24 protein-coding genes and 1 pseudogene are annotated in these 24,382 nt (G+C 49.7%); 10 read left to right on the forward strand and 15 right to left on the reverse strand.

Features of this window, described 5'->3' with window-relative positions; genetic code table 11:
• From PREMU_RS00665 to pfkA, 11 genes and pseudogenes are all read right to left on the reverse strand, one after another.
• A pseudogene (locus PREMU_RS00665) lies at window positions 1-1,136 on the reverse strand (site-specific integrase); the annotation flags it as partial.
• Between the two features lie 385 nt (window positions 1,137-1,521).
• On the reverse strand, window positions 1,522-2,496 hold the full coding sequence (locus PREMU_RS00670) for a F0F1 ATP synthase subunit gamma (RefSeq protein WP_007572315.1): 975 nt from the start codon (window positions 2,494-2,496) through the stop codon (window positions 1,522-1,524).
• Between the two features lie 98 nt (window positions 2,497-2,594).
• The gene (atpA, locus tag PREMU_RS00675) at window positions 2,595-4,178 is read right to left on the reverse strand and encodes a F0F1 ATP synthase subunit alpha (RefSeq protein ID WP_007572316.1); all 1,584 of its coding nucleotides are present in this window, start codon (window positions 4,176-4,178) and stop codon (window positions 2,595-2,597) included.
• A gap of 54 nt (window positions 4,179-4,232) precedes the next feature.
• Entirely contained in the window at window positions 4,233-4,769 is a 537-nt protein-coding gene (locus PREMU_RS00680; RefSeq protein WP_007572317.1) for a F0F1 ATP synthase subunit delta, read from the reverse strand.
• 12 nt (window positions 4,770-4,781) lie between these two features.
• Window positions 4,782-5,291 carry a F0F1 ATP synthase subunit B gene (gene atpF, locus PREMU_RS00685; RefSeq protein ID WP_007572318.1) on the reverse strand — a complete coding sequence of 170 codons (510 nt, stop codon included), beginning with the start codon at window positions 5,289-5,291 and terminating at the stop codon, window positions 4,782-4,784.
• Window positions 5,292-5,315: 24 nt separating this feature from the next.
• A complete protein-coding gene (atpE, locus tag PREMU_RS00690; protein ID WP_007572319.1) occupies window positions 5,316-5,561 on the reverse strand; it encodes an ATP synthase F0 subunit C in 246 nt (81 codons plus the stop codon).
• A gap of 78 nt (window positions 5,562-5,639) precedes the next feature.
• A complete protein-coding gene (atpB, locus tag PREMU_RS00695; protein WP_007572320.1) occupies window positions 5,640-6,704 on the reverse strand; it encodes a F0F1 ATP synthase subunit A in 1,065 nt (354 codons plus the stop codon).
• A gap of 14 nt (window positions 6,705-6,718) precedes the next feature.
• On the reverse strand, window positions 6,719-6,997 hold the full coding sequence (locus tag PREMU_RS00700) for a hypothetical protein (protein WP_007572321.1): 279 nt from the start codon (window positions 6,995-6,997) through the stop codon (window positions 6,719-6,721).
• Between the two features lie 35 nt (window positions 6,998-7,032).
• Window positions 7,033-7,272, reverse strand: a complete 240-nt coding sequence (atpC, locus tag PREMU_RS00705) for an ATP synthase F1 subunit epsilon (RefSeq protein WP_007572322.1) — start codon at window positions 7,270-7,272, stop codon at window positions 7,033-7,035.
• 24 nt (window positions 7,273-7,296) lie between these two features.
• Window positions 7,297-8,823 (reverse strand): F0F1 ATP synthase subunit beta, encoded by a 1,527-nt coding sequence (gene atpD / locus PREMU_RS00710; RefSeq protein WP_007572324.1) that lies wholly within the window; start codon window positions 8,821-8,823, stop codon window positions 7,297-7,299.
• Window positions 8,824-8,896: 73 nt separating this feature from the next.
• Entirely contained in the window at window positions 8,897-9,874 is a 978-nt protein-coding gene (gene pfkA / locus PREMU_RS00715) for a 6-phosphofructokinase (RefSeq protein ID WP_007572332.1), read from the reverse strand.
• Between the two features lie 366 nt (window positions 9,875-10,240).
• Here pfkA and PREMU_RS00725 point away from each other — a divergent pair, with 366 nt between their 5' ends.
• Both PREMU_RS00725 and PREMU_RS00730 read left to right on the forward strand, forming a co-directional pair.
• The gene (locus PREMU_RS00725) at window positions 10,241-10,672 is read left to right on the forward strand and encodes a DUF6078 family protein (protein ID WP_007572334.1); all 432 of its coding nucleotides are present in this window, start codon (window positions 10,241-10,243) and stop codon (window positions 10,670-10,672) included.
• 153 nt (window positions 10,673-10,825) lie between these two features.
• Window positions 10,826-11,404, forward strand: coding sequence for a DNA-3-methyladenine glycosylase I (locus PREMU_RS00730; protein WP_007572336.1), 579 nt, complete (start codon window positions 10,826-10,828; stop codon window positions 11,402-11,404).
• A 203-nt stretch (window positions 11,405-11,607) separates the two neighbouring features.
• Here PREMU_RS00730 and PREMU_RS00735 read toward each other — a convergent pair whose 3' ends face one another.
• Both PREMU_RS00735 and PREMU_RS00740 read right to left on the reverse strand, forming a co-directional pair.
• On the reverse strand, window positions 11,608-11,889 hold the full coding sequence (locus tag PREMU_RS00735; RefSeq protein ID WP_007572338.1) for a hypothetical protein: 282 nt from the start codon (window positions 11,887-11,889) through the stop codon (window positions 11,608-11,610).
• 58 nt (window positions 11,890-11,947) lie between these two features.
• Window positions 11,948-13,951: a leucine-rich repeat domain-containing protein gene (locus PREMU_RS00740; RefSeq protein WP_007572340.1), complete on the reverse strand. Its 2,004-nt coding sequence runs from the start codon at window positions 13,949-13,951 to the stop codon at window positions 11,948-11,950.
• A gap of 287 nt (window positions 13,952-14,238) precedes the next feature.
• Here PREMU_RS00740 and PREMU_RS00745 point away from each other — a divergent pair, with 287 nt between their 5' ends.
• The 8 genes from PREMU_RS00745 (at window position 14,239) to PREMU_RS00775 (ending at window position 22,059) form a co-directional block, all read left to right on the forward strand.
• Entirely contained in the window at window positions 14,239-15,162 is a 924-nt protein-coding gene (locus PREMU_RS00745; protein ID WP_040558496.1) for a helix-turn-helix domain-containing protein, read from the forward strand.
• Between the two features lie 45 nt (window positions 15,163-15,207).
• Window positions 15,208-15,879 (forward strand): DUF4476 domain-containing protein, encoded by a 672-nt coding sequence (locus tag PREMU_RS00750; RefSeq protein WP_007572344.1) that lies wholly within the window; start codon window positions 15,208-15,210, stop codon window positions 15,877-15,879.
• Between the two features lie 298 nt (window positions 15,880-16,177).
• A complete protein-coding gene (locus tag PREMU_RS14805; RefSeq protein WP_156803923.1) occupies window positions 16,178-16,414 on the forward strand; it encodes a hypothetical protein in 237 nt (78 codons plus the stop codon).
• A 17-nt stretch (window positions 16,415-16,431) separates the two neighbouring features.
• The gene (locus PREMU_RS00755; protein WP_007572345.1) at window positions 16,432-17,643 is read left to right on the forward strand and encodes a GDP-L-fucose synthase family protein; all 1,212 of its coding nucleotides are present in this window, start codon (window positions 16,432-16,434) and stop codon (window positions 17,641-17,643) included.
• 92 nt (window positions 17,644-17,735) lie between these two features.
• Window positions 17,736-20,189 (forward strand): S9 family peptidase, encoded by a 2,454-nt coding sequence (locus PREMU_RS00760; RefSeq protein ID WP_007572346.1) that lies wholly within the window; start codon window positions 17,736-17,738, stop codon window positions 20,187-20,189.
• A gap of 325 nt (window positions 20,190-20,514) precedes the next feature.
• Window positions 20,515-21,165 (forward strand): hypothetical protein, encoded by a 651-nt coding sequence (locus PREMU_RS00765; protein WP_156803924.1) that lies wholly within the window; start codon window positions 20,515-20,517, stop codon window positions 21,163-21,165.
• Between the two features lie 13 nt (window positions 21,166-21,178).
• Complete coding sequence (locus PREMU_RS00770; protein WP_007572348.1) at window positions 21,179-21,472, forward strand: hypothetical protein; 294 nt, start codon at window positions 21,179-21,181, stop codon at window positions 21,470-21,472.
• A gap of 152 nt (window positions 21,473-21,624) precedes the next feature.
• Complete coding sequence (locus PREMU_RS00775; RefSeq protein ID WP_040557922.1) at window positions 21,625-22,059, forward strand: Hsp20/alpha crystallin family protein; 435 nt, start codon at window positions 21,625-21,627, stop codon at window positions 22,057-22,059.
• A 94-nt stretch (window positions 22,060-22,153) separates the two neighbouring features.
• On the opposite strand, the gene PREMU_RS00780 is transcribed toward PREMU_RS00775, so the two are convergent.
• Window positions 22,154-23,770 (reverse strand): M6 family metalloprotease domain-containing protein, encoded by a 1,617-nt coding sequence (locus PREMU_RS00780; RefSeq protein ID WP_007572350.1) that lies wholly within the window; start codon window positions 23,768-23,770, stop codon window positions 22,154-22,156.
• A 41-nt stretch (window positions 23,771-23,811) separates the two neighbouring features.
• A complete protein-coding gene (locus tag PREMU_RS00785) occupies window positions 23,812-24,291 on the reverse strand; it encodes a hypothetical protein (RefSeq protein ID WP_156803925.1) in 480 nt (159 codons plus the stop codon).
• Between the last annotated feature and the right edge of the window lie 91 nt (window positions 24,292-24,382).

Genomic DNA, 24,382 nt, shown 5'->3' on the forward strand with positions numbered 1-24,382 from the left:
ACTTACGTTGCTATGTCCGAGCATCTTGCTCACAGTTTCAATCGGAACTCCTTGCTCAAGCGTGATGAGCGTAGCAAAGGTGTGCCTTGCCGTATGCGTGGTAAAGGGAAAGGCAATGCCCACTCTAAGGCGCAATGCTTTAAGATACGATTGATAGGTGGCATACTTCATCTGTGGCAGCAGCGTTTCCCTTTCTTCGCTTCGATACTTCTCTATTATCCTAATCGCTTCGGGCAACAACTTAATACGGCAAAGTACACCTGTCTTCTGCCTATTGAACTTCATCCAAAGATTTTCCTCATCATCACGGACAAGATGTGTCTTACTTAATCCCATTAAATCACAATAGGCTGCACCTGTATGACAGGCAAAAACAAACAAATCCCTTGCTGTTTCCATTTCTTCCTCCAACTCTCCGAAGTGGGTATTCATTAGTTTGTCAAGTGAACGTCTGTCAAGTGCCTTTGGGAGTTTCTTATCACCTCTTGCTATCTTTACATTAGCAAATAATAAGGTGTCAGCCAATCCTTCACGGTATGCCAACCTGCATACGGTCTTTATTTGGGATGCAACTGCATAGAAACTACTTTCCTGAAACCCTAATTTGTTCAAGTAGTAGTCCCTGAAATCATAAATGAAATTTTCTGTAAGTTGCGAGAAAGACAAATCTTCCACCTTGTACTTGTCTTCGATAAATGTCCTAAGATTATTACGGGTAGTATAGTAATTGGAAATTGTTTCTCTCTTAATGTCAATTCCAATATGTTCTTTCTTCTCCCTGATGAGGATGTCCAATCGTTCGATAAGCATACATCGTGTCTGTACGCTGCCTTGAAACAGTTCCTTTACATCGGTTGCGTCAAATGGGCAACCTTTGGAAAGTAAGGCTTGAATAAGCCGACTGAACAGACAACAGGCAAACTCTCCAACCTGCCGTTTATCTCTACTGCCTCACGACTCTTGCCGTCCACTCTACTCTCACGGGGATTCCACAACTCTGGATTGCAGGAGAGTTTACAACTGAACTGGGCAACATTCCTTCCAAGTGTGATACGTCCCATAATCGGAGCCTTGCCCGACTTGTCAAGACCGCTCTTTTTGAGGTAGAGCAACACCTTCATTTTCTCTTGTTTCATACGCTTTAATTTTTATGGGCAAAGTTACCCGAATTAAAGCGTTCCTCACTTATGCAGAAAACTGCCGACCACAGCAACAGCCACACGAGCGAAAATAATTCGGTTACCGGACATTACTCCATCGTTACCTATCCCAAAATCAGGTAATGCTTTGGTAACTGAACTTTTGCCTAAATCTGCATATTCCTACCCTTTTTGAAAAGAGCACCTCTATGCAAATCGTTCCATTTCTCACTCATTATCAGTTAGTTTACGCCAACTTCTACTTTTCTTCATTTTCGTTGATTAGTTACGCCGTAAAGGCGATGCGATTACAGTGTAAAGGCAATGCGATTACAGTGTAAAGGCGATACCTTCTTATCGGCAGATATTTGAATCAGGTAAGTCAATTGTTGACACTGCCACCTACAATGTCGAGCAACTCACTCGTAATAGCCGCCTGACGACTCTTATTATACTGCAGATTGAGTTCCCTCAACAGTTCGTCCGCATTGTCTGTAGCAGCCTGCATGGCAACCATACGGGCTGCGTGTTCTGAAGCATTACTGTCAAGAAGCGCAGTATAAACCATGAGGTTAAGGGCTTTGGGCACCAGTTGGGAGAGTACGGACTTGATGTCGGGCTCAACGATGAAGTCGTCGTTGAGAGGCACGGCATCCGTTGCTTTTCTTCCTGTGTCTCTGCCTTTCTTGCGAAGATACTCCTGAGCCTTGGCTGTGGCGAGGTTGGATGAAAGGTCGCGGTCGTTGTAGGCTCCAATGTTCTCGGTGGAAAGATCAAGCGGAAGGAAATTCTGACGGGTAAGAACCTGCGAGCCAGCACTCTTGAAGTGATGGTAGATCATCTCCACTTTATCAAACTCATGATGATTGTATTTTGCAATGATCTCTTCTGCGATTTCCCTGCACTCTGCCGCATTTGGCTTGTCGGCCAATTCGGTGAAGTCTCCTGCAGACTCAAAACCTAATTTCTTGACTTTCTCTGCCACCTTTCTTCCTATTGGATAGATGGTGATGTTGCTGATGCCTTGAGCCTTATACCCCTCAATCGCTTGAAGCATCATACGGATGACATTGTTATTGTAACCGCCGCACAGAGAGCTGTTTGACGAGTATGCGACAATTGCCACACTCTTGATGTCCTTGCGCTCTGCAGTGAGGTCGTCCTCAGCGGCATCCGGCATGGAGACCAGAAACGATTTAAGAATGTGCTCCAGCAGGTTCTCATAAGGGAGCATATTCTGTATAGCAGTCTGTGCATGATGCAGTTTCGACGATGCCACCATTTTCATCGCACTCGTTATTTTTCTCGTGCTCTGAACAGATGCTATGTGGGTCTTTATCTCTTTTAATGAAGGCATATCTTTCGTTTTTTAGCTTGAAGTTAGAAGTTGGAAGTTGGGAGGATGTCCCTATATTCTGCTTCTTTACTTCTAACTACTAACTTCTAACTACTGACTTATTTAAATTGTCCAGCGACGTTCGCCATGACTTCCTCAATGGTCTTCGTGCAAGTGTCGTCAATTTTCCCCTCAGCGAGCGTGTCGATGACGTCTTGATGCTGTGTACGCATTTGTTCAAGGAACTGGTCTTGTACGCTGCGTACCTTGTCTACGGGTACGTCATGCATCAGGCCGTGCACGCCACAATAAAGGATGGCGACCTGCTCTCCAACGGGCATCGGACTGTACTGTGGCTGGATGAGCAACTGGTTGTTCTTACGGCCGCGGTCGATGGTCATGGCGGTGACGGCATCCATATCGCTTGAGAACTTGGAAAAGCTTTCGAGCTCACGATACTGTGCCATGTCAATCTTCAGTGTGCCGGCAACTTTCTTCATGCTCTTGATCTGTGCCGATCCACCCACACGGCTCACGGAGATACCCACGTTGATGGCGGGGCGGAAGCCTTGGTTGAAGAGATCGGTTTCAAGATAAATCTGTCCGTCAGTAATGGAGATGACGTTGGTAGGGATGTATGCCGATACGTCTCCGGCCTGCGTCTCAATGATAGGCAGAGCGGTCAGTGAACCGCCACCTTTGACATGGCCTTTCATCGATTCGGGCAGGTCGTTCATTTGCTCTGCAACTTCCTGCTGTTCGTTGATCTTGGCGGCACGCTCCAAAAGGCGGGAGTGGAGGTAGAACACATCACCTGGATATGCCTCGCGTCCTGACGGGCGACGCAGAATCAGTGAGACCTCACGGTAAGCTACGGCTTGTTTGGACAGGTCGTCGTAGACTACGAGGGCATCGAAACCACGGTCACGGAAATACTCTCCGATGGCGGCGCCGGCAAACGGTGCATAGTATTGCATGGCTGCGGGATCGGCGGCGGTGGCACTGACGATAATGGTGTAAGGCAGAGCCCCGTGCTCTTTCAGGATCTGCACAAGGGCTGCTACTGTACTTGCTTTCTGGCCGATGGCGACATAAATGCAATATACAGGCTTGCCTGCCTCATAGTTATCTTTCTGGTTGATGATGGTATCGATAGCAATAGCCGTCTTGCCTGTCTGGCGGTCACCGATAATCAGCTCACGCTGTCCGCGACCGATAGGAATCATGGAGTCAATAGCTTTCAGACCCGTCTGCAGTGGCTGCTTTACGGGTTGGCGGTATATGACACCGGGTGCCTTGCGGTCAAGCGGCATTTCGTATGCATTGGTCAGGTCGATATCTCCTTTTCCGTCGATAGGCTGACCGAGCGTGTTGACGACGCGCCCGAGGAAGTTGTCGTTGACTTTGATGGAAGCGATTCGATGCGTGCGTTTCACTTTCATACCTTCCTCAATACCTGAAGAGGGTCCAAGCAGGATACAACCTACATTGTCTTCCTCCAGGTTCATGACGATGGCCATGGTGCCGTTCTCAAATTCGAGCAGCTCGCTGGCTTCGGCATTGCGCAGTCCATAGACGTGGGCAACACCGTCTCCCACGGTGAGAACGGTTCCCACTTCGTCGAACTGTTCTTCCGAGTTGACGCCTTGAAGCTGCCTCATCAGTACTTCCGACACCTCGCTTGGTTTTAATTTATCACTCATTTATATATAATAAATCAATGTTTCTTACTTGTTTTATTCTCAATATCAACTTCTTTATACAGTCAGTTGCTGGAGTATGCCTTTTAGTTTCGTCCTCACGCTTGCGTCAAGACAGTAGGTGTCATATTCAAGGATAAAGCCTCCGATGATGTCAGGGTCCACTTCCGTGTTGAACTCCACGTTTCCGTGCGTCCTGCTTTCTACCATCTGTTTCATCTTTGCTTCTGTCTCAGCTGAGACAGGGACTGCTGTCGTGAGTTTCCCACGGATGATGTTTTTGTGCTTACGGTAGAGCGTAAGATAGGCTGTTGCCATGAATTGCATTTCTGCTTCCCGCCCTTCTTTCAGCACAAGCTCCAGAAATCTGATTGTCAGATCGTTGATGTCCCCACCGCAGGCTGTCTTGAGTAAAGCCATTTTCTTGTCAGCCGCAAGCGTAGGATTGTCTATTGTGAACCGGAGCCGTGGCACTTGTAGATAGTTTTCCGCAAGTGTCTGCATCTCTTCGTAGACAGCATCCTCCTTTTTAAGCTGAATGGCACTCTCCAAGAATGCTTTGGCATACCTGACGGCAATAACACCTGTATCCATAGGCAATCGGTTTTACTTTGCTGTCTTCTCTGAGACGACAACATCATCAAGCATCTTGTTGATCAATTCCATCTGCTTGTCATCAGTCGATAGTTGCTGCTTGACAATTCTTTCAGCGATCTTGACAGAGAGTTCGGCAACTTGTGCGCGAATTTCTCTGATGGCTTGCTGTTTCTCTTGTTCAATTTCGACCTTGGCATCATTGATGAGCTGCGCTCCTCTACTCTTTGCCTGGTCTTCAGCTTTGGCGACGATGGCATCACGTGTGGCAGAGGCCTCTTTCAAGACTGCTGCCTCTTTCTCGCGTGCTTCCTGCAGAATGGATTCTCCTTCTTTTTGTATGTTGGCAAGCTTCTCGTTGGCTTCGTGTGCCTTTCTCAGACTGTCATCAATGTAGTTTTTGCGCTCCTTCACCATTTTCGTGATGACGGGAAAGCCCCATTTCCACAAGATGGCCAGCACAATGAGGAAGACAATGGTCAACCAAAAGAGTAAGCCTGTGCTTGGCATCAATAAATCCATACGCAGTTGTTTGTTCTATGATGATTAGATGCAGAGGAAAGCAACGACCACAGCAAACAATGCGACACCCTCAATCAGAGCGGCGGCGACAATCATGTTTGTGAAGATCTTGTTGATGACCTCCGGCTGGCGAGCCATTGCATCCATGGCCTGACCACCAATGCGGCCGATACCGATACCTGCGCCGATGGCTGCAAGACCAACACCTAAACCAACGCCTAACTTACCAAGACCTGCTGCTGCGGCCTGTAATAACAATGCTGAAATCATAGTTGTAATGTTTTAATATTTTAAATTATTATCTATTCTGTATTATATTACCGAGTTGTCTTTCAGTCTGTTTTTGGCTTATTCGCCTTTTGAGCGGGCCAGCCCAATAAAGGTTGCGCTCAGCATGGTGAATACCATTGACTGGATGAAGCAGACCAGCAGTTCGAGGCACATCATAAAGATGCTCATCAGGATGCTGAGAGAAGACATTCCCACAGCGATGCCCACGCCCATCGACGCAACGACGAAGATGATACAAGTCAGCGACAGAGCGATGGCGTGTCCAGCCATCATGTTGGCGAAAAGTCGGATCATCAGAGCAAAGGGCTTAGTGAAGATGCCAACGAATTCAATCAGTGGGATCAGTGGAAAAGCTTTCAATGCCAATGGCACTTCTGGCCAGAAGATATCTTTCCAGTAGTATTTTGTACCGCTGAACTGAGTGACAATGAACGTGCAGAGAGCTAAAAAGAACGTGCAAGCTATATTGCCAGTCAGGTTTCCGCCGCCTGGTGGGAATGGGATCAGTCCCATAAGGTTACATGTGAAGATAAAGAAGAAGCACGTGAGCAGATAAGGAGAGTATTTCTCATAGCCTTCCCCTACACCGGCTTTCACGACATTATCTTCCACCCATGAGATAAGCATTTCCATAAATCCGGTGAATCCACCGGGAGCCGCGTCACTGGCTTTGTGTTTTCTGTACCATCTTGCGGGAAGCAGGATACAAAGCAACAGGATGATGGAGTCGATGAAGAGCACCATCACCGTCTTGGTGATGCTGATGTCCAGCGGCATGACGATATCGCCGCCCCGTAGCTCCACAATCTTGCCGGCCTGCGGACCCGTCGTGGCGATGGCAAGATTGAAGGGACCTTTGCGATAGCCTTGGGCATCGGGCTCTTCCTCAAACTTTGCCGTGCTGAATACGTGCCAGCCTGTAGTGCTCTTTACGATGACGGGGAGATTGATCACAATGTGCCTTGTGCCAATGTCTGTGATGTGCCAGTCGTAAGAGTCCTTGATGTGCCCTACTACAATCTGCGACGTGTTTAGCTTCCCGCTTTTTTCCTGCGAGGCGGTTGCCGGTATGGCGAGGAAAAGCGCCATCACGAAGCAGATAACATGATTGATATATCTCATTACTTTTAAGAGCGTTAATGTTTCTTTTTCAATGTCAAGGCCATCATTGCGGCATACATGGCTAAAACCATCATGGCGACGGCCTTTGACTCTGCCAAGCTTTGCGAGATGAACAATGCATACACGCCGACGGCAAGCAGGATAGCCACCATCCTGAAAGCGGCATATACCATATAAAAAGTCACCAATCTGTCGGGGGCCTTCCTTTTCACGAGGTCATACCCTTTCATCCATCCCACTCCCAACAATGTGAACATTGCCGTGAAAAAGAGGATGGTCAATGGCGATGGCATAGGCTTTGAGGGTCTTGACTTGAGTCTTGGAGGGACTATAGCTCTATGCAGAGGCTGATTTCGTTTTTCTTGACTTCCACGAAACCACCCAGTATGGTGAGTTTGCCAACTCCTTGTTTGCCCTTATATTCCACTTCTCCCTTATCAAGTGAAGAGATAATAGGGGCGTGGTTGTCGAGAATTTCAAAGCTGCCTTGTGTTCCCGGCACCTTGAGACTCTCTACCTCGCCGTCAAAGATCACCTTTTCGGGAGAAATAATCTTTAACCTCAACATATCTTAGATGCTTTAGCTTTCTGTTTATGCTTTAGCTTCCTCGATGAGTTTCTTGCCTTTTGCGATGGCGTCGTCGATGGTGCCGACATTCATAAACGCCTGTTCAGGCAGGTCGTCCACCTCACCGTTGAGGATAGCGTTGAAGCCTTTGACAGTGTCTTCGATACTCACCATCACGCCCTTGACACCTGTGAACTGTTCGGCCACCGTAAAGGGTTGTGAGAGGAAGCGCTGCACACGGCGTGCGCGGTTCACCACGAGCTTGTCTTCATCAGAGAGCTCGTCCATACCGAGAATGGCGATGATATCCTGCAACTCTTGATAGTGCTGAAGCGTCTCTTTCACGCGCTGGGCACAGTCATAGTGCTCTTTGCCCACGATGAGCGGGTCAAGGATACGTGAAGTGGAAGCCAACGGGTCGACAGCAGGGTAGATACCGAGCTGTGTAATCTTTCGGTCGAGCACCGTGGTAGCGTCGAGGTGAGAGAATGTTGTTGCCGGCGCAGGGTCAGTAAGGTCATCTGCCGGCACGTAAACAGCCTGCACAGAGGTGATGGAGCCTTCCTTCGTTGAGGTGATGCGCTCCTGCATGGCACCCATCTCTGAGGCCAGCGTAGGCTGATAGCCCACTGCCGAGGGCATACGGCCAAGCAATGCCGACACCTCAGAGCCGGCTTGCGTGAAGCGGAAAATGTTGTCGATGAAGAACATGATGTCTGCAGGGCCGCCGTCCTTGCCACCGTGGTCGCGGAATTCCTCTGCGATGGTCAGTCCGGACAGTGCCACGCGTGCACGTGCCCCTGGCGGTTCATTCATCTGTCCATAGACAAGAGTCGACTGTGACTTACCGAGCTCCTCGGGGTCTACGAGGGAAAGATCCCACTTGCCCTCGTCCATGGCCTTGCGGAATTTCTCTCCATATCGGATAACACCGGAGTCGAGCATGTCGCGGATCAGATCATTGCCTTCACGTGTACGCTCGCCGACACCTGCGAAAACGGAGTATCCGGCACGGCCTTTAGCGATATTGTTCATGAGCTCCATGATGAGCACGGTCTTACCTACACCGGCACCGCCGAAGAGTCCAATTTTACCGCCTTTCATGTAAGGCTCCAGCAGGTCGATCACCTTGATGCCGGTAGGCAGCATCTCCTTATGGGTAGAGAGGTTCTCAAACTTCGGCGCGGGGCGGTGAATAGGATAGCTGCCCTTCATGTCGAGAGGCTCCATACCGTCGATAGGCTGTCCTATCACGTTCATTATACGGCCCCGGATCTGGTCGCCTGAAGGCATCTGGATGGGTGCGCCTGTGGGCACGGCCTCGAGGCCACGCTCCAGACCGTCGGTTGAGTCCATGGCGATGCAGCGCACAGTGTCTTCGCCAATGTGCTGCTCTACCTCAATGACAACTTCTTTGCCGTCGGGGCGTGTCACCTTCATGGCCTCGTAAATCTGTGGCAACACCTTCTCGGGATCCTGTCCCTGGGTGTCGAAATAGACATCGATGACAGGACCGATAATCTGGGAGATGTGCCCTTTAATCTGTGACATATAATATCTTTTGTTGTTATAGTATTCTATATAATAATGTGTAGGCAGCTATGACTGCACGAGAGCCTGTAGATCAGATGCTGAGTTCGTCGAGCACCTCGATGAGTTTACGGTCGAAGGGCTTGTCTGAGCGGATAGCCTCAGACAGCGGTACGTAGACCACCTCATTGTTATGAATGCCCACCATGATGTTGCGCTGGCCCTGGAGGATGGCTTCCACGGCGCCTACGCCGGTGCGGCTGGCCAGGATACGGTCGTGTGCTGTAGGACGTCCGCCGCGCTGCACATAGCCGAGAATGGAAACGCGCACATCGTACTCCGGAAACTCTTTCCTCACACGATCGGCGTAATACATGGCACCGCACTTGGGACTTTCCGAAACGATGACAATGCAGCTCTTTTTCGACTTGCGGATACCGCGCTCCATGAACTTGGCGAGCTGGTCGACATCGGTGGAGTCCTCAGGAATAATGGCTGCCTCTGCGCCGCTGGCAATGGCCGAGTTCTGTGCCAGGAAGCCGGCATCGCGGCCCATGACTTCGACAAAGAAAATGCGCTCGTGGCTCTGTGCCGTGTCGCGGATGCGGTCTACGCAATCGACAATAGTGTTGAGGGTGGTGTCGTAGCCGATGGTGGTATCGGTGCCGTAGAGGTCGTTGTCAATAGTCCCCGGAAGACCAATGCAGCAGAGATCGTAGTCTTGAGCAAACTGTCGGGCGCCGGTGAGCGAGCCGTTTCCTCCAATGACGACAAGAGCGTCGATTTGTTCTTTCTTCAGATTCTCATAAGCCTTGTCGCGGCCTTCCTGTGTCATGAAGGCCTTTGAGCGTGCGGTTTTCAGGATGGTGCCACCCTGCATGATAATCCCCGATACGTTTTCAGTAGTGAATGGTTTAATATCGTCTTCTATCAGGCCGTCATAGCCACGGTAGATGCCCTTGATGTTGAAGCCGTTGCAGATGCCGGCACGGGTCACTGCCCTGATGGCGGCATTCATGCCTGGTGCGTCGCCTCCTGACGTAAGTATACCGATAGTCTTAATCTTTGTCATATCGTGGTTCTTCTTTTATGTTTTTTGAAGTCTGATTTGTTTTTTTATTAATCGCAAAGTTAGAAAATTCCCGTAAGACTTCCAAGGTAAAAGTAGTTTTTTTATATACGTTTAACGAAAAAATGAATGCAAATGATGTCATTTGTAACATCCTATCATCCAACCATACACTACGGGGAACATAAGCAAAGGGATGTGCTGTATTCATGAAGAAGTCTTGTGAACTCATACTGGGCAAACTGCCGAGGCGGATGAGAGACAAAGATCTTCAACATCAATAAAATCCTCTCTTTTGCCCTGATGATTTCACTTTTATCGGGAAGGTTTAGTATCTTTGCATAAGATTGAGTTAAAGAATGAATGATTATGACAGAAAACGAACTTTCCAACTATCCCTCCTCTTACATCCTCTGCTTTGTGGACGGGTGTAAGTTAAAAGACAACTGTATTCACTATCTTGCCGGTCAGCATGTCCGCGATGACGACAATATGGGATATGCTGTTTATCCGTCGGTATTGAAAAGCGCTGATGGTTGCAAGTGGCATAAGGAATACCGTGTTATCAAGTCGGCCTGGGGCTTTGACACCCTCTTTCACAGTGTTCTTCAACGACATGCCGCAACGCTCCGGCAGCAGATAAAAGACTATCTCGGCGGTAATGGCACTTACAGCCGCTACAATCGTGGCGAGAGAAGACTGACTCCGGAGCAGCAGGAATGGATGATCCGGTTATTCCAAAAATACGGCTATACCACCAATCTGCTGTTTGACCATTACGAGGATGCGGTTGACTGGTAGTGTGACCACGCCCTGGTCAGGGTATGACCACGCCTTGGTCATACCCTGACCAGGGCGTGGTCATTGCAATTAGACAGCCTTTTCGGATGGAGTGCAATATCCAAAGGCTCATCCGTATCAGACATACACATTATAAGATAAACGACTCTTAACATGGATAAAGCAAAGTGTTCCTGGTGTCAGGATGGTGGGCCGATAGAGAAATACCATGACGAAGAATGGGGTAGGCCTTGCCATGACGACAGGCTGCTCTATGAGTATCTGATGCTTGAAGCGATGTCGGCAGGACTGAGCTGGAGCCTGATGATCAAGAAACGGGACATCTTTCATGCTTGCTTCGCTGACTTTGATGAGCAGAAAGTGGCAACATTCGGTGAAGCAGATTATGATCGCATCATTGCTTATCCAGGCATGATCAGATCCCGTAGAAAGATAGAGGCGATGACCGGCAATGCCCGCTGTTTCATCCAGATTCAGAAGGAATATGGTTCCTTCGACCGTTACCTCTGGCACTTTACCAATGGGCAGACCATCATCTACCGTTGCCATCTCGAAGGGGAAAGGCTGACCAGGAGTGAACTGTCTGACGAGATCGCCAAGGACTTGAAGAAGCGTGGGTTCAAGTTCTTAGGGTCCATCCTCGTCTACTCGTTCCTGCAGGCTGTCGGTATCATCAATGATCATGAGCCCCATTGCCGGTTGTTTGATGAGATCGGCGGTACCATCCGATAGCTTTGACCCGCCTGTCCGCTGCCTTTGCCCCTGTAAAACAATAAGGATGTGTCAAAATGCAAATACCGTTTTGATAATCTTACAGTTTGGAATAATCCAATAAGAAAAGACCATTTCGAGACTCGTTTTCGAGTAAAGAAATGGTCTTTTCCTTGCTTTTAAGGGGATCTTACTTATAAGCTTGAGGGTTGTCAAGTTATTAATTAGATGGAATCTTCCTCCCAAATGTCACTACCCACCGGCTGCCATCGTTTGCCGCCGGCTACACCGGGACCGCCTGACTGGATGCCACCTGACTGATGGTTCGGGGAAGTGGAGCTTCCAATGTCATACGAGGCCTTTGAGGCCGCACAGATTATGGGTACTGAATTCATGTGCATCACGTCTATCTCCGGTTTGATGTATATGTATATCTTGTGTGGTGCGCATGCTGCAGCATGGGTCATGGAGCCTGCTGTCTCCATCCTTCTATTGGTCTGTTTCATAAATTCTATTCTTCTTGTTGATGTATGGTCCCTGCATGGGGTGCAGGAGCCGTTGTGTTTATCTCACCATTTGTTTCTTCCCGTTCACGATATAGATACCCTTGGGCAGCCCTTCGAGTGAGGTGCTGCCGGTGCGCACCAGCTGTCCGTTGATGCTGAAGACCTTACCGTTGGTGGCGTGCATGGTGTTGCCGGCTGTGGACGGGACAGCTATGGCGGTGGTTGTATGGTCAATGGCTTCGGTGAAGTATTGGGTCCCGGCCTTGGCGCGTGCGCCGTCGTCGGCAGAGGTCAGCACACAGGCGAAGTAGGGTGTCCATGTGCCGCCTGTAGCGTCTGTCCACTTGTAGAAAGCGTTGGACCATTCAGTTTCGTCATCGCCGGAGTAATAGTAGTAGCTGTATTGCTGGAGCCTCTTGTCCTTAGCATAGTTGCCTATGAAGGTATAGGTAATGCCGTCACAGGTCTGAGTGACTTTCTGGCTCTGCAGATTCGTATCGTTCTCCGGCTTCTTCTCAATGCCCACGATGGTGTTTTTGATACCCGTTTTGTTTCCGGCGTGTATGGCAGGATGGATCATGTAGGGATGATGAGCCTTGGTCTCTGTTACAGGAGTGTTGAAATGCAGGGTGATGTACTTCTCATTGTCCTTCTTCTCTGAGGTCACGCCACTGAACTCCACCACCTCTACGGTGGCACCGTAGGCACTCTTCAGCTGCTCCTCAGTCATGTCAAAGGGCAGGCACATGGTGTACCACTTGTCGCGTATGCGGGTCTCGTCGGTATGGATCTGGTTGTCAAGCGTTGAGTCTGCCATCATGAAGTTTTTCCAGCCGGCATAGTCGCCCTGTGTCCCCTCGAAATAGCTGGAGTGCCTGACGGGCAGCTTGTTGCCTTTGTCGTCAAATACCCAGTGGTTGAGCTCGCGGTGACTGCTGTATTCCGACGAGTTATAGCGGTCTGTACCGATCACCTTTGTGTATTCGTTGGCGTAATTGTCGTAGGCGGCCTTCTTGAAGTGCAGCTGTGTGACCACTTTCATGTTTTTGTCCTCCGGCTTGTAGATGTTCTTGGTTACTCCTGTCTGCCCGTCTGTGTAAGAGGATACGGTGTACCTATATGTGTTATTGTCGGTAAAGGCACCCTCGGCGCATTTTGTTGCCGTTCCGAGCACATAGACATCGCTCAGGTTATAGTTGTTCTCAAACGCAGTAGTCTCTATCTGTTCCACTCCTTCCGGGATGGTGATGCTCTTGAGTTCCGAGCAGCCGGCAAATGCCTTTTGGCGGATATATTTCAGTGAGTTGGGCAGGCGGATGGAGGTAACGCCGGAGTTGAGGAAAGCCCCGTTGCCAATCTCTGTGACACCTTCGGGCAGCACAATGCTGGCCAAAGCTTTGCAGCCGTCGAAGGCTTGATTGCCGATGACGATGTTGGTTGAGCCATAACGGAAATCGACGGTAGTCAGGTTGGTGTCACCCTGAAAGCAGAGGTCTTTGATGCTGATGTTGTTGCGTGCACCGATCGTTATCTTCTTCAGTGACGTTGTGTGGAACGCCTGTTGGTCCATGGTGAGGCTGATGCCGGCACTATCCGGAATCACCACCTCCTCTATCTGGCACTTACTGCTACTGGAAAACGTGGTGGGGATGTAGGTGGTCGAAGCCGGATAGGTCACTTTCTTCATGGAAGTGATCCATGCCAGCCCATCCAGATTGTTGTCTGAGTTGAGAGTGGCATTAGATAAATCCAGTTCAGTCAATGAGAAATGCTGGTTTCTGCCGTAGTCTTCACCGTAAAGCCTGTATAGGTCTTGCTGGGTCATCTTTACTCCGGAAGCGGTGACTACCTTTATTTTTGCTGCTGTAAGTGCACCGGAGTTGGTCAGGTAGTCGGAAGCTTTAGCAGTGCCATAGCTTCCCGTGAACTCGGCATCGAGGTCGCCCGCCGCCTTGAGGGTCAGGGTGACGGTACCGTCACCGGCCTTGCTGACAGTGAGCTTGGCTCGTGTAGTCTGTGCGATAAGGATGCACAGAAGTGTGAGTAGAATGCTCTTCTTCATTATATTATTGCTTTGTTGTGGTTAATCTTGATATTTATCGCAACGCCGCTGTTGTGCTACTTGTGTCTGCAAGTGTGCATGGCAGGTGCGGGCTGAGTTGGGGCGTTGCAGGGTATTACGGCTGTCTTTTGCACCAGCACGCTGTTTTTGGGTGCAAAGTTATAAAGACGCAGGGAATAGTCAGTTTCATATTTCTTTGAAATAATTTCCATTTTGCAAAAAATACGGTGAAACGTATGGCGTTGTATTTCTTTTTCCTTACTTTTGTTTCCGAAAAACTCAGAAGCATGAAAAGTACTGTGAATGAAAAGATAGCAGTGGTGCCTTTTAGTGTTTTCGGGGATCTGGTTCTCGACGGCGGGTCCGGCCATGTGAAGACTCTTGTGCGTGACTCCTATGCCGTGGGGCTTGGCATGTCGCGTTTTCTGCGTTCGTCGTTTAAGGATGCGGGCCACGTGCGGGTAGACTGCATGCGGTGGGGTGTGGTGACCGCGGGGGCCACTGAACTGGTGGTGGACGGAGTGCCCTACCATTGTCAGAAAGGCGATCTGATGTATATCAATTGGGGGGCGGTAATGTCACCGTACGTGCTTGATACGGTGTCAGTTTATAATGGTCTGGCCATGCGTGAGGACTATTTGTACAGCATCTTCCACGGGCATGTGCCGCTGCTCTTCTCCGATCCAAGCCGCTGCTTCTGCATCCATTTGCAGAACGACGAGCGGGAGATGATAAACCGCTATTTGTACATGCTGGTCAGGGTGATTGAGGCGGCAGACAGTGACGGGGCGACGGCACCGTTCATGGCATCTCTGATGAAGTTTGTGGAACAGTGCTACAACCGGCATGCCGGGCAGCGGGACAGCCTGCCCGCACGCGATGGGAACGGGCTGATGCGACGCTTCCTGACATTGGTCGAAGACAACGTGCAGCACGAGCATCAGTTGGCTTTCTATGCCTCGGAGCTGTGCACTACGCCGTCTTATCTGGGCACACAGGTAGTACAGCTCACCGGTCAGACCCCTAAGGAATGGATAGACCGCGTGTTGCTGCTCAGGTCCAAGGTGGCGCTGCGGTGCGGCACACAGCCGGTGAAGCAGTTGGCGTCGGACTTAGGCTTCGTGTCGTCGAGTGCCTTCTGCAAGTTCTTCAAGCGTCTGGAGGGTATGTCTCCGCAGGCATTCCGTGACGGCGGGGACAGACTGGAGTAGCCCGTGAGCCTTTTATCTTTGCAAAAAACAGAAATACGAAAATATATGAAAAGATCAGTTTCTTTTAGAGAGAGGATGTTGCTGTGTGCCGTGATGGTGTTTGTCTTTTCCTTTTCCGCATCTGCCAAAGGAGGATTTGTACAGCGGGGAATGACAAAAGATCAAGTCACCAGCATTCTTGGAAAACCGGATGCCATGAGTTTTAATGAGTCTGGTGAAGTATGGACATACAAGAAAGTACCTCTGATCGGAGTGAGTGAAAACAAGTTGATTTACGTGAACTTTGGTAAGGACAATTCTGTGACATCTTATCATGAATATTTATTTGATTATGATCAGAATGGACGTCCTGTCATGACCACGCCTCAGCTCATGCTTCCGGGCTACCAAGGGTCGTATGGCAATTATCCGCAGCCTTATGAGCTAAGCGAAGGAGATTTCTCATTGTTGTATGGCAAGGTGAAAAAAGCCAGCTTCACTGACAATAAATGCGATTTGTTACAGATGGCTTGCTTGGGTTGTTGGTTCACGTGCCGTCAGGCGGCCAGGCTCCTGATACTCTTCAGCTTTGATGACGACAAGTTGCGTGCATTACACGTGATGGCACCCCGTCTTGTAGACCTCGGATATGCCAATGAAATATACGATGTCTTCACTTTCAGCAGTAATCGTGAGAAAGCTTCTGAGATAATAGCCGGTGCTCAAAGCATGAACTGATCATACACATTAATAAAAATGCGGATGAAAGAGCACAGATTTATTATCATGCTGCCATCTTTTTGGGCACCCGTATTTTGTTGAGATCATCCACGATAAACCTGCACCATGAAATAGCTATGCGACATTTACACAACAAAAAATCTCTTCAGATTATAATTCTCTCATTATGTTTTGGTGGAAAGCCTTCTAATATGTATCTTTGCAAGTGAATAGTGGATTCAACAAAGGGAAATTATCTTCTCTGTGTAAGAGAAGTGGGAAAGGGCCGGATCTCTAAAAGCTTCGCCCATAAGATGTGCACGTTGGAGATTCGGATACCGACTGGAGCCATGTCTACGTTCACAACAGGCAAGTGGAGAAGATCCTAAGAGACTTGTCCAATGTCTTCAAGCAGTCTTCCCCCGGCGAGCACCTTGCCTCCTTCGTCCATAAAAGCTATCGAATCGCCAATACAGGTGACATCAACAACGGTCCGGTAAATAAATTCCAGCCAACCATTCCCGGACGGGTGTTTCTACAGAGTCATTGTTGAGACGTTAATAATTGATTATGGTTTTAGATAAAAACAGTAAAATCTTTGTGGCGGGGCATCATGGACTTGTGGGCTCTGCCATCTGGAACAACCTCAAGATGAGGGGGTATGACAATTTAGTAGGGCGCACGCATAAGGAGCTGGACCTGACTGACCAGCTCGCCGTAAAGAAGTTCTTTGATGAGGAGTATCCGGACGCCGTGGTATTGGCTGCTGCCTTCGTGGGTGGCATCATGGCCAACTCGCTTTACCGCGCCGACTTCATCATGCAGAACATGAAAATGCAGTGCAATGTCATTGAGCAGGCTTACAAGCACCATGTGAAGAAGTTGCTCTTCCTCGGTTCGACGTGCATCTATCCGAAAGATGCGCCGCAGCCCATGAAGGAGGACGCGCTGCTTACCTCGCCCTTAGAGTATACCAATGAGGAGTATGCCATCGCCAAGATTGCAGGACTGAAGATGTGCGAGAGCTACAATTTGCAGTACGGCACGAACTATATCGCCGTGATGCCGACCAATCTCTATGGACCTAACGACAACTTCCATTTGGAGAATTCACACGTCATGCCTGCCATGATGCGTAAGATCTACCTGGCCAAACTCATCCACGACGGCGACTGGGACGCCATCTGCGTGGATATGAACAAGCGCCCCATCAATCCGCCGTCGAAGCTCGCTGCGCTTATCGGTGAGAAGAACGTGGACGGCAGCGAGTGCAGGGAGCGTATTCTCAAGGCCCTTGACTTCTATGGCATCGACAACAACCGAGTGACGCTGTGGGGTGACGGCAGCCCCCTGCGCGAGTTCCTATGGTCAGAGGACATGGCTGACGCCTCGGTACACGTGCTGCTCAATGTCGACTTTAAGGACATCATCGGCATCGAGAAATACTCTTCCGTGTTCTATGGCACGAAGACTGACGGCGAGGTGAACCGCAACAACTCTGAGGGCCGTGGTGGAGCCATCCCCGCATTAGGTGAGATTCGCAACTGTCACATCAATGTAGGCACAGGCAAAGAGCTTACCATCAAAGCTTTGGCCGAACTGGTGAAGCAGACCATAGGCTTTGAGGGCGAGATTGTCTGGGATAAGACTAAGCCCAATGGTACGCCCCGCAAGCTCATTGATGTCACCAAGCTGCACTCTCTCGGCTGGACTCACAAGGTGGAGATCGAGGATGGCGTGCGTAAGCTCTACGAGTGGTATCAAGAGAGTTTACAGGCTTGATATTGGCCTGAATGTGAAAAGTTGCGGTGTGGCAATTTCTTTTTTATCTAAATGACATAAAGTTTGAAAGATTTTATGTATCAACAATCATTATGAGAAAGATCTTATCGTCAATCTTCCTTTTGACCATCTTCGGCCTGCCGGTTCTCGCAGGCAATCATGTAGTCAGTCGTTTTCGTCTCACGGGGCCTGTGCCTTTGTCGCGTCCGCTGATGATCGACAGTATCAATATCAGCGGGCAGCGTTTCAGTGATGACTCGCTGTTATGCAGGCCCTTGACGGATACCGGCGCCCGTGTTTTCGATGCCGGACAGAAACTTCAGGGCAGCAAGGGACTGTCGGTGGCATCCCTGTCGTTCGATATGGAGTCAACAGCTTATACCCGTGCCTCTCTCTCAGTGTCGGGTCTCAAGACGAGTCGTATCTTCATAGATGGTAAAGAGGGCAGCGGACGCGATATGGCTCTGGAACCGGGCCATCATCATGTGGAGATCTGCACGTTGCTCGAGAACAATGTTACGGTGAAGCCCCAGGTGACTTTGACTGCCGACAACGACGAGGCACTGTCTGTCCTGGATCCTGGCGCATCACGGCTGTATTCTCTCAAGGATGTGCTCAACGGAAAACGTCTTTGGGGCGTGCGTCTCTCCGATGATGGACGTTATGGTATCATTGGGTCGTATGACACGCGCGACGGCGGTAAGGTGACAAGTTCGTGGAAGGTTCGGGAGATGGCCACCGGCAAGGTGCTGCACCAGAGTAGCGAGTCATTGTGCTTCTTCCCGGGCAGTGACGATCTGCTCATGGAGCGTATGGCTGACAACGGCAACCGCCAGTTAGTGAGGGTGTCGCTCTCCGACGGAAGTGAGACGGTGGTGGCCTCCAACATGCCCAAAGGTGACAGTTGGCAGATGACACCCGACGGCAAGAGCCTTATTCTGACCCATGTGAACAAAGGCCCCACTGAGGACAAGGATATCTACCAGATTGTGGAACCCGATGACCGTCAGCCCGGATGGCGTGACCGCTCATCGCTGCTGCGCTATGACCTGTTGACGGGTGTGGTGCAGCCGCTGACATTTGGCTTCCACGGCGTATCGCTGCTCGACGTGAGTGCCGACAGCCATTATTTACTTTTCATGACCTCTCGCAGTCGCCTCACCGCCCGTCCCACCACGCTTTTTTCCATCTGGCGTATGGACTTGAGGACGCTGAAAGCGGAGTGTCTGGTCAAAGATGACGGCTTTGTCTCGTCCGCACGTTTCTCTCCTGACGGCCGTCATCTCGTCATCATGGGGTCGCCCGAATGTCTTGGTGGTGTGGGGAAGAATGTGCCCGCAGGCCGCATCCCCAGCATGTACGACTATCAGCTTTATATCTATGACATTGCTTCGGGCAGGGTCAATCCCATTACCAAACAGTTCAATCCCGGCGTCGACATGTTCACATGGGCAAAGTCGGACGGGCGTATTTGGTTTACAGCGCTTGACCGCGACTACTGCCACCTCTACTATTGTGACCTGCATACGGGCACGATCACACAGGTGCCCGAGCCGGAAGACATGGTGTCGACGTTTGCCATCGCTAAGGATGCCAGACAGATGCTGTGGTATGGCGAGGGCGCGAGCAACAGCGACCGTCTCTACAGTCTCAATACTGCGACGGGGAAGTCTGTGCTGATTGAGGATTTGAACAAGGACAAGTTGAAGGGTGTGGAGCTGGGGGCCTGCGAGCCATGGTCGTTTGTCAACAGCCGTGGCGATTCCATTTCCTGCCGTTACTATCTGCCTCCTCATTTTGACAAGACCCAACACTATCCCGTCATCGTCAACTATTACGGTGGCTGCTCGCCTACGAGCCGTGATTTTGAGACGCGCTATCCGCAGCATGTCTGGGCGGCGGCTGGTTATGTAGTGCTTGTGGTCAACCCCAGTGGCGCGGTTGGCTTTGGTCAGGAGTTCTCGTCTCGCCATGTCAACACGGCGGGCAAGGGTGTTGCTGAAGACATCATCGAAGCCACACAGACTTTCTGCCGGCAGCATGCCTATACTGACAGCCTGCACGTGGGTTGTATCGGTGCCAGTTATGGCGGCTTCATGACACAGTATCTCCAGACCAGAACCAACCTCTTTGCCGCTGCTGTCTCACATGCCGGCATCAGCGATCACACCAGCTATTGGGGCGAGGGTTATTGGGGCTACAGCTATAGCGAGGTGTCCATGGCGGGCAGCTATCCGTGGACGCGCAAGGATCTCTTCGTCGATCAGAGCCCGCTCTTCAATGTGGAGAAGATTCACACACCACTGCTCTTTCTCCACGGCAATGCCGACCACAATGTGCCCATCGGTGAGAGCATCCAGATGTTCACGGCGTTGAAGCTTCTTGGCCGCCCCACGGCATTCGTGGTCGTAGACGGTCAGGACCATCATATCACTGACTACGGCAAGCGCATCAAGTGGCACAACACCATCATGGCGTGGTTCCAGCGGTACCTCAAGGGTGATGCTTCGTGGTGGAATGCCATCTACAAGCCGGTGATGCAATAGAGGCTATACGCTGGCAGGGACTCCTGCACTGTCGAGGGCGGCAGCGCACGGAACCACATCCGCCGCCTGCTCAGCCCAGATGAGGCTGCTTCCGCACTTGCTTACCTGTGTTAGCTCTTGCGCCTGCTTGCCGGTGTTTTGTGTGGCTCTGCCCTCGGAGCCGCTGCTTGTCCTTCATCTTAACTCTTCTCTTCCATGTCTGAAGAACATTCTTCCTTTTACTATGCTACCCGCCACAACATGAAGCGGCGGTGTAATGGTCATGATTACCGCTCCCGCTGCATATCCAGATCATTTTCTTCCCGCCTGCATCCTTGATGAGCAGATGAAGGTTAGGCAAGGAAAGCGCAAGAGTCGTTACGGCGTATTCGTCTCCGCGGCCATCTCGCCAAGCGAGAAGACCGTGATGCGCAAGGCCTACGCAATGCCAAATGCTGAACATGATGGCAGAAAGGCTTGCCAACAGTCAGCTTCTAACAATCAATATATCAATCACATGAAAAAATACATCCTTATCTTTGTCGCGATCATTGCTATCTGGCTGGTTGCCATAAACTTTAATGGTTATGCGCTATTGGCGCTTCTCCTCCTGATTCCCTTGTTTCTTTACCGGAAGTGTAAGAATAAGGACATTGTGTCTACTGGACATTTGCTGTCGCTGGATGATGCTGTTGCCAAATATGGTGAGCCAGACGACTGTATCGTAGTGGATGCCACTCGGGCCAATGAGGCCGTTGGCTGTATTCTCGTATTTAAACGCCAGAGGATACTGGTCGCTGCCGGAGAGCCACTGAGCATGGATGACATCGCGGATGTGTCGACTGTCAACACCGCCACACCTTACACCGTCGGGCAATATCAGTTGGTCTTTACTACGCATAACCCCGACCGTAAATACATCAGACTCGAAGTCGGACTCGATGCGGGTTGGGCCAATGATGTGGCGACACAAGTCATCGATGCGTTGAAAGCGTAAGTAATTGAGTAATATGGCTCAAAGAAAGACCTATCGCTGCCGGAAGTGCGGCTATGAGTGTTACGACTATGAAGGTACGGGCTTCTTGCGCCAGCATATCGTGAGCGTGAGTTGTCCGGATTGCCATACGGTTGAGCCGCTCGTCGTGGGTGGCATCATCGGTAACAATGCTCCGTCGTTCAACGGTCTTGCCGGACGGCTGTGTCTCCGTTGTGGTAGCAACCGTATCGTGGTCTGGGATCATCACACGTGCCCTAAGTGTGGAGGCGAGATGGTGTTCACAGGTGAGAAGAAGTTCTGGACATAAGAAGCAATAATGACATATTGACGTATTTGGTTGCCATTGTGACACGAATGCTATATCGGCACAAAGGTTGCAATAGGGTGGATGAAGTTCATTAGAATTTCAGAGTAAAAACGATAATAAACAAAACAAATAAAATAATAGGAGGTATGACTATGTTATTCCCAGTATTGAACGATTGGTTTGACAACGATTTCAGTGACAATTTCTACACCAACATGCGTCGTGTAAACACTACAGCCCCTGCGGTGAACGTGAAGGAGGATGCTGATAAATATACGATGGAGGTTGCTGTTCCTGGCATCAAGAAGGACTTCGTCCGTATTGATCTTAACAAGGAAGGCGATTTGGAGCTCGCTATTGAGAACAAGCTTGAGCATCACGAGGAGAGTGGAAAGACAGAGCAGAAAGAGCACTATCTGCGCCGTGAATTCTCTTACAGCAATTATCAGCAAGAATATACTCTTCCTGAGGATGTGGACAAAGACCATATTTCCGCTAAGGTGGAAGATGGCATCTTGAGTATCGTCCTTCCTAAGGTAAAGAAGGAAGAGGCTAACAAGAATGCCAGAAGAATCGAGATAGGTTAGAAAAGGTTAGAAAGATTGTGAATAAGGATGAGCCTCACTTTCCCTGTGAAGGGGAAGGTGAGGCTCACCTTGTATGCTGAAAGCTATCCAATTCTTACTTAGCAATCTTCTGTCCGTTCTTAATGTAGATGCCGTGGGGTAGGGACTTCAGGTCATTGCCAAGGTAATGCCCGTCGAGAGAATAGACCTTGCCATCGTTGCCCCTGACCTTCCAAAGGGACTGAATACCGCTCGCCACATCGTTTATATAGTCGAAGGTAATGACACCAGTGGTGGTGACATAGCGGATGTTTCTCAGTGCTTTGTTGGTCTTGAGCTTTTGTGTTCTATTGATATCATACCAGCAGAAGTTTGGTTTGGAATTAGCGTCGCTAAGCTCGGAGACATTGAGTGTATCGGGGTTCATGTTACCGGTACCCGGGAAGAGGTCTCCTTTGAGGCTTGGAGAGTAAGAACCTTTGTTTTCTGTGATGTAGGAAGACAGACAGGCACCATCAGCCGGTACCACTGCCATTCCTGGGAATCCGGCATAGTCGTTAAGACGGGTTTTCAGCGACAATTCTTCACTTGGAAGATTGACATGGTAAACCAAAAGCCCGTTGCCATATTGACGCCCGTTCCATCCCCTTTGTTGAATACATTCTAACATTAAATACTCGAGATGGTTGTTGGGGTTGACTATCTTATAGGCTGTTCCGCCTTTCTCTGTCGACGTGTCCATGGTGATTGAAGCATTGCTGGAGAGCTCTTTGATGGTGACAGGCCAGCCTAACTGGTCTTTTTCGAAAGCAGTTAAGGCCGTAGGATAGAATCCATAGCCTGCATATTCTCCTCCGTCCATGAGATCCCAGAATTCCATACTTTGATTGTTAGTTTGCTGGGCTTCCTTATTTAGAGAGTATATGTCCGGCAATCCAAGAGAATGGCAGAACTCATGACATGCGACGCCCAGACCGGTGACAATGGGAATAGTCCCACCCAGAGACCCTTTATAGTCGATCTTGCCATTGGTTGTCATCCTATAAGGAGAAAGCTCTCCTGACATAGTGTACCATCTTACCTTTTTGCCTGCTAAAGTGGCGTCACCTGTAGAGAATGTATTGGCCCATACTGCTGTTGCTGGTCCATTATCATTTTGGTCAAGGCCCGCATACAGGATATAGACACTCTCGATGGTACTCCCGTCGGGGCTGAACGCACTGATGTCTTCAGCAGAAACGGAGTCCTTGATCAGCGCCAGCGCATCCTTCACAAGCTGTCGTGGGTTCTCGTCGTTGTTGTCGTCGTTGTTTTTGCCACCATAATAAGTTTCGGGATGATCAACGGTCACCGGTCCGTAGACCTTAAATGTGGGCCGGAAAGTGTTTCCGCTCATATCCTTGAAGTATTGTGCCACTGATCCATGGTTGCGTTTATTTCCATTGCCGAGGTCCTGCTGCGTGGTGCCATTGAACATCTGTTCAAAAGCGACCTTGGGTCTATTGATGGTGAATTTGACATCAGAGAAGTTGACAAGGATCACGGGAATCGTTACGTCTCCGGTATGCTTTACGTACTTGGGAGTCTTGGCGATGGCTCTTGTGGATAAGCCGTTTTTTGCGTTCTCTCTTTCTATCATCATTGCTGTACCACAGACCTTACGCGGCATCATTTGAGCCGCGATGTTTTGCGAGATAAGCAGAGCTACTATCACCAGAATGGTGTTTTTCATGCTGTTGTGTTTGATATTGATATTGTTATATTATGGTTATATTAATGCTTCGAATCTATTTGAAAAGCCCTTCGATAAGAGTGGATAATGGGGTCATCATCGGTCTTGTCCATGCGGTCGAAGAGCTTGGCCATCCGTTTAGCGTTGTGTTTATCCCGTCTACGCTTGGCACTAAGCAGCTCGGACAGATTGAAATTGATGCTGGTGATGGGGTGTTGAAGCGCAATCTCAACACGGTCTTCCTTTGTCCATTTACGTACAGCTTCCTGAAAATCGCTCTTTCGGTTGGCGTAAACCACCACTTCCCCGATGCTGTTGTAGTCCTTGATAACGGGGATAGTGTCTTTGACGAGGTTGGATGGGATACGTAGGGCGATATATCCAGGCTTAGAAAGCAGTAAGGTATCGAATTTCTCTGGTATCGCCGCTTTGCCGAAGACGTTGGTTGTATCTGATGGCAGCCGTCCGGTCCATATCCTAAACCCCCGAACAGGCTGGTTGAGCTCGGGATCATAAAGCATAATATGTCTCTGCGCACTCACCTGAACAAAAGGCAGGTTGGATAAGAGAAATATAATAAAGGACAAAAGGTTCCTCATATGTCATCGTGTA

This window comes from Hallella multisaccharivorax DSM 17128, from assembly GCF_000218235.1.
Lineage (GTDB): Bacteria > Bacteroidota > Bacteroidia > Bacteroidales > Bacteroidaceae > Prevotella > Prevotella multisaccharivorax.